Source organism: Blastococcus sp. CT_GayMR19 (assembly GCF_004570385.1).
Classification (GTDB): domain Bacteria; phylum Actinomycetota; class Actinomycetes; order Mycobacteriales; family Geodermatophilaceae; genus Blastococcus_B.
Map to the genome: position 1 here is coordinate 183,619 of NZ_SPQL01000003.1, position 16,483 is coordinate 200,101.

At 74.0% G+C, this 16,483-nt stretch carries 13 protein-coding genes; 6 read left to right on the top strand and 7 right to left on the bottom strand.

Going from position 1 to position 16,483, the window contains the following annotated elements; all coding sequences use genetic code 11:
- The first annotated feature begins 19 nt into the window (after nt 1-19).
- Nucleotides 20-1,390 (top strand): GTP cyclohydrolase II, encoded by a 1,371-nt coding sequence (gene ribA, locus E4P39_RS05870; protein ID WP_245159661.1) that lies wholly within the window; start codon nt 20-22, stop codon nt 1,388-1,390.
- A gap of 121 nt (nt 1,391-1,511) precedes the next feature.
- A complete protein-coding gene (locus E4P39_RS05875; RefSeq protein WP_209306370.1) occupies nt 1,512-2,339 on the top strand; it encodes a hypothetical protein in 828 nt (275 codons plus the stop codon).
- A 28-nt stretch (nt 2,340-2,367) separates the two neighbouring features.
- Here the strand turns inward: E4P39_RS05875 and E4P39_RS05880 are convergent, their stop codons facing one another.
- From E4P39_RS05880 to E4P39_RS05890, 3 genes are read right to left on the bottom strand one after another with little or no spacing between them, the layout of a single operon-like run.
- Complete coding sequence (locus E4P39_RS05880; protein WP_135135462.1) at nt 2,368-2,952, bottom strand: DUF6529 family protein; 585 nt, start codon at nt 2,950-2,952, stop codon at nt 2,368-2,370.
- A gap of 51 nt (nt 2,953-3,003) precedes the next feature.
- Nucleotides 3,004-3,999 (bottom strand): lysylphosphatidylglycerol synthase transmembrane domain-containing protein, encoded by a 996-nt coding sequence (locus E4P39_RS05885; RefSeq protein ID WP_135135463.1) that lies wholly within the window; start codon nt 3,997-3,999, stop codon nt 3,004-3,006.
- Nucleotides 3,996-5,084, bottom strand: coding sequence for a glycosyltransferase family 4 protein (locus E4P39_RS05890; protein ID WP_135135464.1), 1,089 nt, complete (start codon nt 5,082-5,084; stop codon nt 3,996-3,998). Before E4P39_RS05890 ends, E4P39_RS05885 begins: the two co-directional genes overlap by 4 nt.
- A gap of 153 nt (nt 5,085-5,237) precedes the next feature.
- Between E4P39_RS05890 and E4P39_RS22195 the strand changes: the two genes are divergently transcribed.
- From E4P39_RS22195 to E4P39_RS05905, 3 genes are all read left to right on the top strand, one after another.
- Nucleotides 5,238-5,975 (top strand): CDP-alcohol phosphatidyltransferase family protein, encoded by a 738-nt coding sequence (locus tag E4P39_RS22195; RefSeq protein WP_209306371.1) that lies wholly within the window; start codon nt 5,238-5,240, stop codon nt 5,973-5,975.
- The gene (locus tag E4P39_RS05900; protein ID WP_135135465.1) at nt 5,968-7,653 is read left to right on the top strand and encodes a sulfatase-like hydrolase/transferase; all 1,686 of its coding nucleotides are present in this window, start codon (nt 5,968-5,970) and stop codon (nt 7,651-7,653) included. Before E4P39_RS22195 ends, E4P39_RS05900 begins: the two co-directional genes overlap by 8 nt.
- Before the next feature lie 298 nt (nt 7,654-7,951).
- Nucleotides 7,952-9,208 (top strand): aldose epimerase family protein, encoded by a 1,257-nt coding sequence (locus E4P39_RS05905; protein WP_209306372.1) that lies wholly within the window; start codon nt 7,952-7,954, stop codon nt 9,206-9,208.
- A gap of 111 nt (nt 9,209-9,319) precedes the next feature.
- Here E4P39_RS05905 and E4P39_RS05910 read toward each other — a convergent pair whose 3' ends face one another.
- From E4P39_RS05910 to E4P39_RS05925, 4 genes are all read right to left on the bottom strand, one after another.
- A complete protein-coding gene (locus tag E4P39_RS05910; RefSeq protein WP_135135466.1) occupies nt 9,320-9,838 on the bottom strand; it encodes a DUF6653 family protein in 519 nt (172 codons plus the stop codon).
- A 237-nt stretch (nt 9,839-10,075) separates the two neighbouring features.
- On the bottom strand, nt 10,076-11,221 hold the full coding sequence (locus E4P39_RS05915; RefSeq protein WP_135135467.1) for a methyltransferase domain-containing protein: 1,146 nt from the start codon (nt 11,219-11,221) through the stop codon (nt 10,076-10,078).
- Between the two features lie 139 nt (nt 11,222-11,360).
- Nucleotides 11,361-12,170 (bottom strand): alpha/beta fold hydrolase, encoded by an 810-nt coding sequence (locus tag E4P39_RS05920; RefSeq protein ID WP_135135468.1) that lies wholly within the window; start codon nt 12,168-12,170, stop codon nt 11,361-11,363.
- A 43-nt stretch (nt 12,171-12,213) separates the two neighbouring features.
- On the bottom strand, nt 12,214-13,410 hold the full coding sequence (locus E4P39_RS05925; protein ID WP_135135469.1) for an NAD(P)/FAD-dependent oxidoreductase: 1,197 nt from the start codon (nt 13,408-13,410) through the stop codon (nt 12,214-12,216).
- 157 nt (nt 13,411-13,567) lie between these two features.
- On the opposite strand from E4P39_RS05925, the gene E4P39_RS05930 reads away from it, so the two are divergent.
- A complete protein-coding gene (locus E4P39_RS05930; RefSeq protein ID WP_167761640.1) occupies nt 13,568-16,480 on the top strand; it encodes a BTAD domain-containing putative transcriptional regulator in 2,913 nt (970 codons plus the stop codon).
- Nucleotides 16,481-16,483: the final 3 nt, after the last annotated feature.

Sequence of the window (16,483 nt, forward strand, 5' to 3'; positions counted from 1 at the left end):
AGAGCGAGGAGTCGGGCGCATGGATCCTGCAGAGTCGCTGGGTGACCGGTGGACACCGCTCGAAGCGGCGTCCGCGCCGATCCCGACGCCGTACGGCGAGTTCCGGGCACGCGCGTTCGAGAACCCCTCCGGGCACGTGCACCTCGCGCTGGTGTTCGGCGAGATCGGCGAGGGGGAGTCGCTGCTGACCCGGGTGCACTCGGAGTGCCTGACCGGGGACGCCCTCGGCTCGCTCCGCTGCGACTGCGGCGTGCAGCTGCGAGCGGCACTGCGGAACGTGGCCGCCGAGGGACGTGGCGTCGTCCTCTATCTCAACGGCCACGAGGGCCGGGGGATCGGGCTGGTCAACAAGCTGCGGGCCTACGTGGAGCAGGACGCGGGAGCCGACACCGTCGACGCCAACCTGCGGCTCGGTCTCCATGCCGACCTGCGGGACTACGGCGACGCGGCCGCGATCCTGGGAACCCTGGGGGTCCGGTCGGTGCGGCTGCTGTCGAACAACCCGGGCAAGGTGGCCGGTCTGCGGCGGCACGGGATCACGGTCGAGTCGTTGCAGCCGCTCCGCACCGCCGCGAACCGGCACAACCGGGCCTACCTGGAGACCAAGCAGGAGCGGCTCGGACACCTCCGGTCGACGGGGCCGGGGCTGGACGAGCTCCCCCTCGCGCCGGTCGACGCCGCGAGCCTGCTCGGCTCGCTGCACCCCCGCGTCGACCGGCCCTACGTCGTCCTGAAGTACGCCCAGACGCTCGACGGGCGGATCGCCACCCGGACGGGCGACGCCAAGTGGATCAGCGGCGAGCCGGAGCGGCGGGTCGCGCACGCCATGCGTTCCGGCTGCGACGCGGTCCTCGTCGGAGCACGCACCCTGCTGCAGGACGACCCGCAGCTCACCGTGCGGATGGTCCCGGGCGCATCGCCGCTGCGCGTCGTCCTGGACTCGACCTTGCGGACGCCGCTGACCGCGAAGGTGCTGTCCGACGACGCCGCCACGGTGATCCTGTGTCGCCCCGACGCGGACCCGGCCCGCCGCCAGGCGCTGGTGTCGGCGGGCGCCACGGTCCGGGACGTTCCTCCCGGTCCCGACGGGCTCCGGGTCGACGAGGTGCTGCGCCTGTTGCGGTCCCTCGGGGTCGCCTCGCTGCTGGTGGAGGGTGGCGGCCGCGTCCTCACCTCGATGCTGCGCGCGGCGGCGGTCGACCGGCTCGTCGTGTCGCTGTCGCCGACCATCATCGGTTCGGGGATCGAGGCGGTCGGGCCACTCGGCATCGACCGGGTCGCCGACGGCATCCGGCTCGTCAACCGGTCGGTGTTCCTGGCGGGGAACGACGTCCTGATGGGGTTCGACGTGGCGAACGCATCCGGCGTCCCGGCGGAGCCGATCGGGTGACCGGGGGTACCGCCGACACCGGTGCAGGCCGCACGCCCGGCGGGCGGGAGGTGACCTGGAGATGCCTGAACGTGCTCGACCGGCTCCCTGGGAGGCCCGGCTGAGCCGCCCCGGTTCACCCGTGTGCGCGCCGGACTGGCTGGCGCTGCGTGAAGGCGCAGACGCCGCGGCGCGGGCGCCGGAGCTGGTCGAACTCCTCCGCGTCCACCTGGCGGCCGCTGCCCGCCCCGGCATGCCGGCGGTGATCCGGGACCTCGGCTGCGGCACCGGATCGATGGGCCGCTGGCTGGCCCCGCGGCTGTCCGGGCCGCAGGTGTGGATCCTGCACGACCGTGATCCCGGACTCCTCGCCTCCGCCGCGGCGAGCCTGCCCGCCGTCGGCGCCGACGGCGCCCCCGTCTCGGCACGGACGCAGGAGGGCGACCTCACCGAGCTGCGCTCCGCCGACCTGTCCGGGACCGCGCTGGTGACCGAGTCCGCCGTTCTGGACCTGCTGACGGCCGAGGAGGTGGACGGGCTCGCCGCCGCGTGCACCGGGGCCGGAGTCGCTGCGCTGCTGACGTTGTCGGTCACCGGGCGCGTGGAGTTCGCGCCGTCCGATCCGCTGGACGCCGCGTTTGCCGATGCCTTCAACACTCATCAACGGCGCAGCACCGGCGACCGATGGCTGCTGGGGCCCGACGCCGCCGCCGTCGCCGTGGACGCGTTCACCCGGCGGGGTGCGGTGGTGGAGAGCCGGCCGAGCCCGTGGCGCCTCGGTGCCGATCAGGCCGAGCTGGCCGAGGAGTGGCTGCGCGCCTGGATCGCCGCCGCCTGTGCCCAGCAGGCCGACCTCGAGCGGTCGGCCGGCGCCTACCTCGGCCGCAAGCTCGACGCCTGTCACGCCGGGCGGTTGCGGCTCGTGGTCGGCCACGTCGACGTGCTCGCCGTCCCGTCGGGAGCGTCGTGAGGCCGTGCTGCGGGCACGGTCCTCGTCACTACCCGGCCTGACTCGGCCAGCCCTTCTCGCCGACGTACCAGACGGCCGACGTCAGGATGGCGAGGACGAGGAGGGAGAACAGGAGCCCACCGGCCACCGGCAGGAGCCACCCGGGTGCGCGCTTCGACCGGACGGCGACGACCTTCACCACGATGGTGCCGACGACGGCGCAGCCGAGCAGGCCGTGCACCATCGCCCGCGGGGTCACCACATGGCCGTTCGGCAGCGTCCCCACAACCTCCAGGCCCAGCGACCACAGGCAGTGGTAGGTGACGAATATCGTCAGCACCAGGGCGGTGGCGCCGCTGGCGCGATGCGCCGTCCCCAGCCAGGACGGGGACCGGATCCCGAGCTTGCCGTACATCCAGAGCGCGGTGGCGATCTGGAAGACGACCAGCACCGCGATCGCCGTCGAGACCACGGTCTTCATCGCGAGGACGGTCGGGTACCCGAGGGTGGTCGTGCCGCTGAGCGTCGGATCGTGCAGCCGCCCGAACACCCCGACGAGCAGGGCGACCACCGCGCCGGCGACGAAGGCCGTCAACGGGACCGACATGCGCCTCTGCACGGTGGTGTCCGCCATCGGCACAGGATGCTCCTGGCCCGTTCGGTTGGGAATGCTGTCGGCACCGCCTCAGCCGTGCTCGCGCGACCGGGACGCCGGCGACGCCACCGAAGCCGGTTCGTGCCTCTCCGCGGCGCGCCGGGCCCGCGTGCGGCGGATCCGATCACCGGCGAGCACGAGCGCACCCGGCATCGTCGCGACGAGTCCCATCACGCCGTACGCCGTGGCGGTGGCCACCCCCTGAGCCGCGCCGAGGCCGGCAGCAGCGAAAGCCCACGCAGCCACCCCCTCGCGCGGCCCCCACCCGCCGACGTGGAGGGGCACCACCATCGCGAGCAGCGCCAGCATCGCCAGCGGCCACAGCTGCGACGGCGGCGCGTTCGATCCGGTGGTCCACGCCGCGATCATGAACAGGCTGCCGTGACCGAGGGCCACGACCACCGAGGTGACCAGGACGACGGGCCACGCTCGTCGGTCGAGCACACCGTCCCTGATGTCGGCCCGCGACGCCCGCAGGACCCGTGCCCGCCGGGACGGTCCGAGCTGCGGGACGGCCCGCAGCACGACGGCCACGCCGAGTGCGCCGGCGACGGCGGTCGCCGCCACCCAGCCCATCACCGGGCGCACCGGGGAGTCCAGGAGCAGCAACGACAGCACGGCCAGCACCACGAACACGACCTGGCTGGCCGCACGCTCCCACCCGACGGCGCGCAGACCGCGACCGACGTCCCCTGCGTCCAGGCCGTGCCGCACCCCACGGTGGACGTCTCCGACGACGCCGCCGGGCAGGGTGCTGTTGAGGAACTGGGACCGGTAGTACGCCGCGACGGCCGTGCCCAGCCGCAGGCCGACGCCCAGGCCCCGCGCGACGGTCTGCCACCGCCACGCCGAGCAGACGGTGGTCAGGACCGTGATCGACGCGGCGGCCAGCAGGGACCAGACGCTGATCAGGCGCACCCCGTCGAGGAACGGGCCGGTGCCGAGGCGCCAGACGAGGACCGCGAGGATCGCCGCACCCCCGAGCGGACGGGCCCACGTCCACGTCAGGCGCCTTCCGCCGCTCATGACTCGCCCGCCCCGCGGGCACCCGGCAGCCGGCCCGGCTCCCCGGCGGCCGCGACCAGCACCGCGGCGACGCGGCGCGCCGTCGCACTCCAGCCCTCCAGCGACGACCGTCGTTCGGACGCCGCCCGGCGCAGCCGCTCGCGCAGGCCGGCGTCGCCCAACCAGGTGCCGAGCGCCTCGCGGAGGGCGTCCGCGTCGTCGGGCGGCACGAGCAGTCCCGGCGGACCGCCGGACGTGCGCCCCAGCGCTTCGGGCACCCCGCCGACCGCGGCCGCGATGACCGGCAGCCCGACCGCCAGTGCCTCGGTGACGACCATGCCGTACGCCTCGAGGCGTGACGGCAGGACCAGCACGTCCGCAGCCTGGTAGTGCCGGCGCAGCTCCTCGCCCACCCGTGGCCCGGCGAAGCAGATCCGGTCGGCCATGCCGGAGTCGGCGCACTGACGGCGGAGCCGCTCGACGAACTCCGGATCACGGTCGAGGGGACCCACGAAGGTGCAGCGCCACGGCGGGAACGCGATGCCGCGGAGCGCGTCGAGCAGCAGGTCGGGCCCCTTGTGGTGGGCCACGGCGGCGACGCACAGGAGCCGGCCGCCGCCGGGTGTGCCGGGTGCTCTCTCGCCGCGGTCCGCCCCGGGCCGGGCTGTGTGCACTCGCTCCGGGGGCAGCCGGTAACGCCCGAGCAGCTGCTCCCGCGTCCACGCGCTGGTCGTGATGACGGCGTGGACGTGCGTGAGGACGGCGCACTCGGCCTCCGCGGCGACGGCGACGTCGCCGAACGGCATGTGCACCAGAACCACCAGGCGCAGCCGACGGGACTCCGGCACGAGGACCGCGGCCGCCGCCGAGGCGATCAGTCCGTCGAGCAGGACGAGCCCGCCGTCCGGCACGGCGCCGACCGCGCGCGCCAGCCGGGACATCGACGCCGGGTCCGGGCCGGGCCACGCACCGGGCACGACCATCTCCCGCACGTCCCAGCCCGACGCGGCCAGCTCGCCGCAGAGCCGCCGGTCGTAGCTGTTCCCGCCGCTCGGTCGCGCGGGGTCGTCGATGCCGTCCGGCAGGACGACTTGGACGGTCGTCACAGCACCGCGACGGAGATGTGCCCGCCGGCCCGTTCGTGCCACGAAGATGCACCCGCGTCCCGTGTCACCGGCAGCACCTCCTCGACGCGTGTGGGGAACCGCATCGTCGCGCCTTTCCGTGCCGCTGGGCGCACCTATCGACGCGGAGGTGCCGTGCTCACCGTTTCCCAGGGCGTGCGGTTCGGGTTGATCGCGCAGGCCGCGGTTCTCGCCGGGCTGGCCGGTGCGGGCGGCTTGAGCGTGGTCGGCGCCCTCGCCGGCCTCGCCTACGCGGCCGTCGCGGTCGCACTGCTGTCGCGCGCCTTCCGGCGCTCGGGTGCCGGGACGATGGGGCCGGCCGATCTGGTCACGCTGACGCGTGCCGCGCTCGTCGGAGGCGTTGCGGCGCTGGTCGCGGACTCCTTCGTGGGTTCCGAACCCGTGGCCGCGCTGACCGCGCTGGCCGTCGTCGCGCTCGTGCTCGACGCGGTGGACGGCCGCGTGGCCCGGAACACCGGGACGGTGTCGGCGGTCGGAGCCCGCTTCGACATGGAGGTCGACTCGGTCCTGGTCCTCCTGCTCAGCGTGTACGTCGCCCACTCGCTCGGTCCGTGGGTCGTCGCGATCGGGTCGGTGCACTACGTCTTCGTCGTCGCCCGCCGCGGGCTGTTCTGGCTGCGCGCCCCGGCGCCTCCGCGCTACTGGTGCAAGGTCGTCGCGGCCGTCCAGGGCATCACGCTGGTCACGGCGGCGGCGGGTGTGTTGCCCGGGCTCGTCGCCGTGCTGGCGCTCGTCGCGGTGGCGGTCCTGCTCGCCGAGTCGTTCGGCCGTGAGGTGTGGTGGCTCTGGCGCCACCACCGGGCCGGATCCGGTGCGGTCGTCCAGAGGACCGTCGGGTCGGTCCATGCCTGACGGGGCGGGCACGGCCACGGGACGACGGCGGCGCGTGCTGTCGACGGCCCTGACGCTGCTCGCCGTCCTGCTGGTCTGGTCCGTGCTCGTGCTTCCGGAGCGGCTCTTCCGCCTCAGCCCCGCGGGCTTCCTGCGCATCCCGCTCGAGGTCCTCGTCCTCGTCGGGCTGGCCGTCCTGCTGCCGTCGCGATGGATCCGGGTGGTCGCGACGGTCGCCGGCGTCGTGCTGGGGGTGGTCACGGTCGTCCGGATCTTCGACCTCGGCTTCCGCGAGGCGCTCCACCGGCCGTTCAACCCCGTGGACGACTGGCGGCTGCTCCCGGCGGCCGTCGACATGCTCCACGAGTCGTTCGGTCCGGGCTGGGCGGACGCCGTCGTGGTCGGCACCGTCCTCGTCGTCGTCCTGGTCCCGGTGGCGGTGACACTGTCGGTGCGGCGGGTCTGCCGGGCGTCGGCGCAGCGGCGGCGGATCGCAGCGGGTACGGCGGGTTCGCTCGGCATCGTGTGGCTGGTCTGCGCGGTCGTCGGCGTCCAGCTGGTCCCAGGGGTGCCGGTCGCCTCCCGGGGGGCCGCCGAACTGGCCACCGTGCAGGTCGCCGCGGCCGCGCGCAACGTGGGGGACCGGTCGGTGTTCGGTGCGGAGCTGGCGGCCGACGACCCCTGGAGCAGGGTGCCGGCGGCGGAGCTGCTCACCGGCCTGCGTGGCAAGGACGTGATCTTCGTCTTCGTCGAGAGCTACGGGCGGGTGTCCGTGCAGGAGTCGTCGGTCGCGCCGGACATCCGGGCACTGCTCGACGCCGGCACGGAGACGCTGGGGGCCGCGGGATTCACCATGCGCAGCGCGTTCCTGACGTCGTCGACGTTCGGCGGGGTCAGCTGGCTGGCCCACGCCACGCTCCACTCCGGCCTGTGGGTGGACACCCAGCAGCGCTACGACCAGCTGCTCCCCAGTGACCGCTTCACGTTGCCCGCGGCGTTCGACCGGGCCGGCTGGCGGACGGTCGTCGACGTGCCGTCGAACCGGGATCCCTGGCCGGAGGGCCGGGCGTTCTACCGCTTCGACGTGGACTACGACCGCAACGACGTGGGGTACGAGGGCCCCAAGTTCAGCTTCGCGGCGATCCCGGACCAGTACACGATGGCGGCCTTCGAGCGCCTGGAGCTGGCATCGGGTCATCCGCCGGTGATGGCGGAGATCGACCTGGTGTCCTCCCACGAACCATGGACACCGTTGCCGCGCCTGCTCGACTGGGACGAGCTCGGGGACGGCTCCGTCTACGACGGCATGCCCGCGGCCGGACCGGCACCCGCGGACGTGATCGGGAACGCCGCCCAGGTCACGGAGCTCTACGGGCAGTCGATCGAGTACGCCCTCAGCGTCCTGATCTCGTTCGTGACGACCTTCCACGAGCAGGACGACGACCTGGTGCTCGTCCTGCTCGGCGACCACCAGCCGGCCACGGTCGTCACCGGGCCGGCCGCCTCGCACGACGTCCCCATCACGATCATCGCCAGGGATCCGGCCGTGATGGACCGGACCTCTTCGTGGGGCTGGGACGACGGGATGCTGCCGAGCCCGGATGCACCGGTGTGGCGGATGGACGCATTCCGCGACCGGTTCCTCACGGCCTTCGGGCCCTCGCCGGGCGCAGCCGTCGCACTCGCGGGGCCGCGCTGAGCGGGTGCACGGCGAGGCAGCTCGGAGTGGCCTCGCTCGGGCCGCGCCGACGCTCGAGCCGCACCGTCGTGGCCGGGCATCGTCGACTCGTCGACGGACGGTGACCACGTGCCGGCACCGCAGCGGGCCGCGGTGCAGACAGCCATTGACGCCCGTTCGCAGGCCTCCCTACGGTCGCAGGGCGTTCCAGAACCGCACCTGGGGGCACGGTCCCGTACACCGTTCCTTGTTCCGGTTTCGCTGTGTCCCTGCCACCGCGCGATGACGCCGGTGGACATCCACGGACATCGGAGTCCCCATGCTTGGACGCCCGGCATTCCCACGATCTCTCCCGTCGACGGCCTTCCCGAGTCCCGGGACGGCGCCGTGGAGGCGACGGCGTCGCTGGACCCTCGTCGCCGCCGTCAGCACCGGCCTGCTCGCCGGCGGCGCCGCCTATCCCGCCGGCGCACACCAGGACCCCGGTGAGGCGAGCACCACCGTCGAGCCCTTCGGCACCACGCCCGACGGCACCGACGTGGAGCGCTGGACCCTGACCAACGGCGAGATGACCGTTCGCGTCCTGACGTACGGCGGGGTCATCCAGACGCTCGAGGTCCCCGACCAGGACGGAGACGTCGACAACGTCGTCCTCGGCTTCGAGGACCTGGCCGGCTACGTCTCGGACGACGACCCCTACTTCGGCTCGCTCATCGGCCGCTACGGCAACCGCATCGCCGGCGGCACCTTCGAGTTGGACGGCGAGACGCACGAGTTGCCGCTCAACAACGGCCCGAACACCCTGCACGGCGGGCCCGACGGGTTCGACGACCTGGTCTGGACGGCCACGTCGATCGGGGACGACGACGTCGCCGGCCTGGAGCTGGAGCTGGTCAGCGCCGACGGCGACCAGGGCTTCCCCGGCACGCTCACCACGACCGTCACCTACACCCTCGACGCCGACTCCCGGCTGGAGGTCCACTACGAGGCGACGACCGACGCGCCGACGGTCGTCAATCTCACCCAGCACACCTACTGGAACCTGGCGGGCGAGGGATCGGGGACGATCTACGACCACGAGCTGCAGATCCACGCCGACGGGTACACCCCCGTGGACGAGACGCTCATCCCGACCGGCGAGATCGAGCCGGTGGAGGGCACCCCGTTCGACTTCCGCGAGCCGACCGCGATCGGCGAGCGGATCCGGGACGACGACCAGCAGCTGCTGTACGGGCAGGGCTACGACCACAACTGGGTGCTGGACCGCTCCGACGACGGCGCGCGCGAGGGCTCGGACAGCGAGGACCCGCTCGAGGAAGCGGCCGTGCTGCACGACCCGGAGAGCGGCCGGACCCTGACGATCACGACCACCGAGCCCGGCCTGCAGTTCTACTCCGGCAACTTCCTCGACGGCACTCTGGTCGGCACCGGCGACCGGATCTACCGCCAGGGTGACGGCCTCGCGCTGGAGACCCAGCACTTCCCCGACTCCCCGAACCAGCCCGACTTCCCCTCGACGGTGCTGCGTCCGGACGAGGTGTACGACAGCACCACGGTGTTCGAGCTGTCGCACTGACGGCGCGGCGGAGGTCCAGGGTGAGCCGGTCCCGGCTCACCCTGGACCCCGCGACGCCCGGGGGGCGCCGGACGGAGCGCCGTCGCGCAGAAGCCGGTGGCGTCGAGACGGCTACTCCTGCGGCGTGCCCGACGGGGTGAGGTTCGCGGCCTCGGCAGGGGCGACGTCGTCGTAGAGGATGGCCATCCGGTCGATGAACCAGATCTTGCCCGCCATCTGGACCGCCAGTCCGAACAGGACCATCCACCCGTCCCGCACGACGAGCCCGCGTGCGATGAACGGAACGCCGAGGGCACTGACGGCGCCGAGCACGTTCGGCGCGACCCGGTGCCGGGGAGGAACGGGGACCTCTTTCCGCTTCGCCCAGTAGGTCTCACCCAGGACGCCCCTGGACGCCCAGTGGTCCAGCGAGCGCGGGGGCGGGAACGCCCTGGGGTTGATCGCGGCCCATGCGCACACCAGGCCCACCGGGACGAGTGCCCGCCGGCCGATCCACTCCCGGGACCAGATCGCGGCGACCAGGAGTGGCGGGATCGGGATCCGCGTGTAGACGCTCCACGGGTTGGCGTGCCGCTGCCAGGCGTCCCCCTCCAGCCCGAACGCCTTGGCCATCCTGGCTTCCACTGCCATGTCGATGCCTCCTTGCCTGCCGGCGGTGCCGTGGTGGCCACCAGGGTTCCGACACCGGAGTGGCCGCACAACACCCCGTTGTCCGGTCCGGGAGGGTGGGGACAGCGGCACGTCGACGCCCGCGCATGTGCACCGCTCGGGTCCCCGGGTGTCGCGGACGGCGCGATGCGGGATGTCCCGGGACACCTGGGAACCGGTGTCCCGGGACATCGGCGAACGAGTCCGACGGGGGACTGGCTACCTCCGCCCACGGCTGACGTCGTCCGGATCGCCGGCCGTGCCCGACGGTGCACGGAGGCGGTAGAAGCGGAAGAAGTCGTCCTGCACCGGCAGGACGTCCACCGTCGCGAACCCGGCATGGACGGCATACCGGCGCAGGGTGTCGGGCCTCATCACGGTCCCGGTGCCGACCGAGCCCGGAGTGGAGAGTCCGTCGGGCAGGCAGCAGGTGATGCTCCAGCCGTACATGAGCCGCTCGACGTCGTCCCCGGGTGCGGTGAACGTCTCCGCGACGTTCTCGTCCATCACGAGCACGACGCCGTCCGGTTCGGCGAGGCGGCGCATCGCGGCCAGGACCGACACGGGGTCGGGCATGTCGTGGACGCACTCGAAGGCGGCGACGAGGTCGTAGCGGTCGGGCACGGTGGCGACGTCGTCGGTGGAGAACCGCACCCGGTCGGCCACGCCGGCCGCTGCGGCGTTGGCCCGCGCCGCCTCGATGGACGGGGCGTCGACGTCGTAGCCGTCCACCGAGACGGAGGGGTGAGCCAGCGCGATCCCGATCGAGGACCAGCCGACCCCGCAGCCGACGTCGGCGATCCGGCCGCCGTCCAGCACCGCCGCGACCTCGGGGATCGAGGGCAGGTACTGGCGGGGCAGCGCGCCGAGGAAGAGCGGCCGGTTGGCTCCGCCCTGCCCCTCGCGGGCGTCCTCGCCGAACTCGGCCCAGCTCACTCCGCCTCCGCTCCGGTACGCCTCGACGAGGGCGTCGAGGCGCTTCCCGAGTCCGCCCACCATCCGTGCCATGGGCAGCACGTGGGCGGGGCTCGTCGGGTCGGTCAGTGCCTCGGCCGGCCCGGCGGGCAGGTGGAACCGTCGGTCGCTCGGTGCCGCGGTCTGGTCGTCGACGGTGAGGACGCCGGCGACGGCCTGGTGCTCGAGCCATTCCCGGGCGTACCGCTCGGCCGTTCCGGTGCGTGCCGCCAGGTCCGAGGAGGTGAGCGCTCCGCTCTCCGCGAGAGCGCGGTAGTAGCCAAGACGATCGCCGAGGTAGGCGGCCTGGACGAACTGCGCGCCGAGGATCGCGTCGAGGAGCCGCTGCGCGAACTCCTCGGCGGTCGGCGCGGTGGCGACGGTCTGCTGCCCGTCGAGGGTGGTGCTCATGGTGTCCTCCGTGCAGGGGTTGGGCCGTTGCTGGGTGTCGGGTGCTGGGTGTCGGGTGCTGGGTGTGGGGGTGCGCCGCGCTCGTGCCGGGGTTCCGGCACGAGCGCGGCACGGGTGCCTCGCCCAGGGCAGTGCAGTCCTAGACGCGGGCGGCCGCCAGATCCATCGACGCGGTGACGAACTCCGCGACGCTCTCGTGGACGACGTCGCGGTCGTGCTCGTTCAGGACGTCGTGCAGGTCGCCGGGGAACGTGAGCAGCCGCGCCCGGGGCAACGCCGCGGCGTTCGCCATGGCATCGGCGACCGGGACGACGGGGTCCTCCTCGCCGTGCACGAAGAGCACGGGCACGTCCGGCCGGCCCTCGGCCAGCCCGGCCGCGATCTCCGGCCAGGTCGTCGCGAGTGCGCGCACCGTCTCCGGCCGGAAGCCGCCGTGCCAGGTGAGCGGGTCGTGCAGCAGGGCGTGCACGTACTCGGGGTGGGTGCTGAACATCTCGCTGGGGTCGACGTCGACCTCGTCGTCGTCCTCGCCGAGCTCGTCGGCCCAGGGCACGGGACGGAGGGGGGCGCCGGAGATCACGAGCGCCTGCGCGATCCCGGGCGAGCGCAGGGCCAGGAGGAACGCCGCGGCACCACCACCGGAGTGGCCGACGATCACGACCGGCCGGTCCGGATGGCGGTCGGTCGCCAGGTTGACCAGCTGCCGGGCGTCGTCGACGTAGTGGTCCCAGGACGCGATGAGCGCCCGTTCGCCGTCGCTGCGGCCGTGGCCCACGGCGTCCATGGCGTGAACGGCGAGGCCGTTCCGCGCCAGCCGGCGGCCGAGCGCGTCGTAGAGGCCGAGGTGCTCGCCGTACCCGTGCAGCAGGACGACGACCCCGCGGACGTCGCCGTCCGGCAGCCACACGTCGTGGTGGATGCGGCCCTGGGACCCGATGAAGGTGGACATGGTGGATTCCTCTCGATCTCGGAACGTGCGGTGGGGTGGTGCGTCAGGTGAATGCGGGCGCGCCGAAGAAGTCGGCGACCGGCACGGTGCCGGCGAAGACCCCGAAGAAGCGATCGGTGCCCGCGGGGTCGTCCTGCAGGGCGGCCAGCAGGTCCTGCAGCGGCGGGGGAGGGGGCTCGAGCGAGGCCTGGGCGTAGGTGAACTCGTACATCGGCATGGCGGCCTCGTTGCGCTGCCGCTCGTAGTCGGCCAGCGCCTCGTCCCAGGGGCGCCGCCCGCAGAGCGCGTCGTCCACGGCGTCGGCGACGAGCTCGGCGGAGGCGAAGGCGTCGGTGATGCCCTGAGCGGTGCAGGGGTCCTTGACGTAGCCGGCGTCCCCGACCAGCGCCCAGCCCGGGCCGTACGGGCGGCGGAAGAAGGCGGGGACCGCGGCGCCGGACCAGCGTTCCTCGCGGCGGCCGGTGCGGAGCCGGTCGGCCAGCTGGGGGGACACCTCCTCGACGGTGCGGAGGAAGCTGCCGGCGATGTCGGTGCGCGCACGCCGGTACTCCTCGAGCGGCCAGCTGACGGCGACGACGGCGAGGCCGTCGTTCGTCGGATTGGCGGACACGACCCGGTACGGCCGGACGAACAGCGACGACTCGTCCAGCGACAGTCCGCTCCAGTAGCTGAAGTAGGTGCCTGACAGCGCCGGCCGGTCCAGGTAGGACGGCGCCTGCGTCATCCGGGCCACCGCCGAGCGCATCCCGTCCGCGCCGATCACGACCGGCGCGGTGGCGGTGAACCGCCGGCCGCCGATCCGGCCCCGGATGCCGTGCACGCGTGGCCCGGCGCCGTCGACCGGGTCCCCGGTGATCAGCCCCTCGACCGTGCAGCCCTCCTGGAGTTCCACGCCGGCCCGGGTCGCGGCCTCGACCAGGATGGTGTCCAGGACGAACCGTCGCGGGCCGTAGGCCTCGCGGACGTCGCCGGCGGGTGGGATCCGGCCGGTGAGGGTGACCGGCCCGAAGTCGATGGCGCCGCCGGTGATGGCCGGGCAGCCGGAGGCGGCGACCTCGTCGCGCAGCCCCCACTTCGCGAGCCGCGCCACGCCGGGCTGCCAGACCAGGTGGGTGGACAGCCGCATGTCGCTCGGGAACTGGCCCCGGTCGACCAGCAGCACCCGGTGGCCCTTCCGGGCGAGCAGCATGGCGGTGGCGGCACCGGCGCACCGGGCGCCGACGACGATGGCGTCATACATGGGGAAGCCCTTCTCGACGGTGACCGCTCCTCGCGGCCGCTGTCGTCGAGAGTCGGGGGCGGGCCTGTCGTCCGGCTGTCGTTCCGGTGCCGTGAGGGCTCGTCGGCGCAGCGGGGCCGTGACAGACTTCGCCGGTCAACCGTCGAGGTGGCCGGCGATGTTCTTTCGTGTCCTCGGTCCGCTCGAGGTCGAGGACGGAACCGAGCGGATCACGATCCCGGGGGAGCGCTCCCGCGCGCTCCTGGTGGCGCTCCTCCTCCAGCCGAACACCGCCGTTCCCACCACCCGCCTGGTCGACGCGATGTGGGGGGAGGAGCCTCCCGACGACCCCGACAACGCGCTGCACCAGGTGGTCCGCAGGCTCCGGTCGCGGCTGGGCCCGCTGAGCGACACCGTGCGTACCCGTGCGCCCGGCTACCTGCTGGCCGCCGACGTGGCGGCGATCGACGCCGAGTGCTTCGAACGAGGGGCACGGGAGGCGCGCCGCCTCGCGCCGGACGATCCGCACCGGGCGATCGCGCTGCTGGACGAGGCACTCGCACTCTGGCGCGGACCGGCGTACGGGGAGTTCTCGGAAGGGTTCGCGCGCGCTCCGGCGACGCGCCTGGAGGAGCTGCGGATCGCCGCGCTCGAGGACCGGTCCGCGCTGCTCCTCGAGTGCGGCGCGGTTCCCGAGGCCGTCGTCGCGGCGCTGGAACTCGTGGCGACGCAGCCCCTGCGGACCCGGCCGGTGGACGTGCTCATGCGCGCCCTGGACGCCGACCGGCGCCCGGCCGAGGCGCTCGAGGCCTACCGCCGCCACCGGGCCGGGCTGGCCGACGAGCTCGGTCTGGACCCGGCGGCAGTACTCGCGGAGCTCGAGGCCCGGATCCTGCGCGGCGACCCGGTCGCGCCTCCGGCCAGGCGTCCGCCGCCCGCGCCGGTCCCGCCGGCGTCGGCGGCCCGGCTGCCGTGGCGCCCCGGTGGCCTGGTCGGGCGCGAGGCCGACGGGGTGCTCCTGCGCGAGTGTCTCGGCAGCCGGCGGCTGGTGACCCTGGTCGGACCCGGGGGAGTCGGCAAGACCCGGCTCGCCCTCGAGGCCGCCCACGACCTGGCGGCAGCCGGTACGCGGGTGTGGTGGGCCGACCTCTCCACGGCGACTCCCGAGCGCCTGGTCGACGCGCTGGCCGAGGCGACCGGGACGGAGAGCCCGCGTGGTCCCGACCCCGCCGACCTGCTCGCCGGCGCTCTGTGCGGTCACGAGGGCGTGCTCTGCCTGGACAACGCGGAGACGGTGCTGGCCGAGCTCGCGCCGCTGGTGGAGCGGCTGATGGAGGCAGCACCCGACCTTCGTCTGCTGGCCACCAGCAGGGAGCGGCTCGGCGTCGCGCCGGAGCACGTCCACGTCCTGGCCCCGCTGCCGCTGCCCTCCGGCGCGGACCGGGACAACCCCGCGGTCCGGCTGTTCGTCGAGCGTGCGCCGGGCCTCGAGGCGGCTGCGCTGTCCGACGACGACGTCGAGGTCATCGCGGCGATCTGCCGTCGACTCGACGGTCTGCCGCTGGCGATCGAGATCGGCGCCGCCCGGGCGCCCATGTTCGGTCTCGGGGAGTTCGCGGATCGGCTCGGCAGGGGGCTCGACCTGCTCACCGGGGGACGGCGCACGGCGGCGGTCCGGCACCGATCCGTCCGAGCGGTGGTGGACTGGTCCTACGGACTCCTCACCGAGGAGGAGGCGCGGCTGTTCGCGCGGCTCGCCGTCTTCCCGAGCTCCTTCGCCCTCGACCGGGTGGAGGCCGTGTGCGCCGAGGCGCCGCTGTCGCCCTCGGCGGTGGCGCCGCTGCTGGCGCGGTTGGCCGATCAGTCGCTCGTCCAGTCCGGTCGCGGTCGGTTCTGGCTGCTCGAGACCCTGCGGGTCTATGCGGGGGAGCGCCTCGGGCCGGCCGAGGTGCTTCCGCTCCGCTCACGGCACGCGGCGGACGTCGCGGAGCGGCTCACCGAGCTCTCCGGCCAGATCCGCACCGCGCACGAGGCGGCCGCCGTGACCGCGATCGCGGCCCTGGGCGCGGACCTGCACGCCGCCTGGTCCTACGCCGCGGAGCACGACCGGCCTCTGGCGGTCCGGCTGGCCGGGGACGTCCATGACTTCGCCTACCAGCGGCAGCGGCTCGACCTGCTCGACTGGGGCCAGACCGTGGCCGCGTGGGATGTCGACTCGCCCCACCTGCCCGACGCCCTGGCGTGCGCCGCCGCGGCGTCCTGGGCCCGTGGCGACCTGCCGAGGGCCGCCGAGCTGGCGGCCCGGGGTGTGGCGGCGGCGGGCGGACCGGAGGCGCCGTCCGCCGCGCGGGCGATGAGCCAGTACGCCTGCCACGCCATGTTCCTGAGTGCCACGGCGGACGCTGTCGAGCGGTACCGCCGCACCGCTGCCCTGCACGAGGCGGCCGGCGATCGGCTCAACGGCCTGATGGCCGAGGTGTCGGTCTGCCAGGCCGCGACGTACGGCGGAGAAGCCGGCTGGGCGGCCGCCCGCGTGGCCGAGCTGCTGGGGCCGCTCCGGAGGCTCGGCAACCCGAGCGGGCTGGCCTGGGCTCATTACGTGCTGGGCGAGGCCACCGCCGAATCCGACCCGGAGCGTGCCCTCGCGGCGTACACCGCCGTGCTCGAGCACGGCACGGACGTGGACAACCGGCTGTTCGTCATGCTGGCGCGCAGCTCCTCGCTCACGCTGCTGGCCCGTGGAGTGTCGGACGTGACCGCGCTCGACGAGTTCGGGAAGGTTCTCGACCAGTGGGAGGACCTCGGGAACGAGCTCTCCCAGTGGTGGGTCCTGGAGAACCTGGTCGTCCTCCTGGCGCGGTTCGAGTGGGGCCGGGAGGCGGCCCTGCTCGCCGGGGCGCTGCTCGCCAACCGCCACCGGTACCCCGCACTCGTCCGGAACGACCGGCTCGACGAGGCCATCACCACGCTGCGGGGGCGCCTCGGGAACGCCGTCACCGAGGCCGCGATCGACGAGGGCGCCACACTTCCCTTCGCGTCGGCGGTGGCGATGGCCAGGGCGGCTCTCGGGGGACGGCACCAGATGTCCTGACGG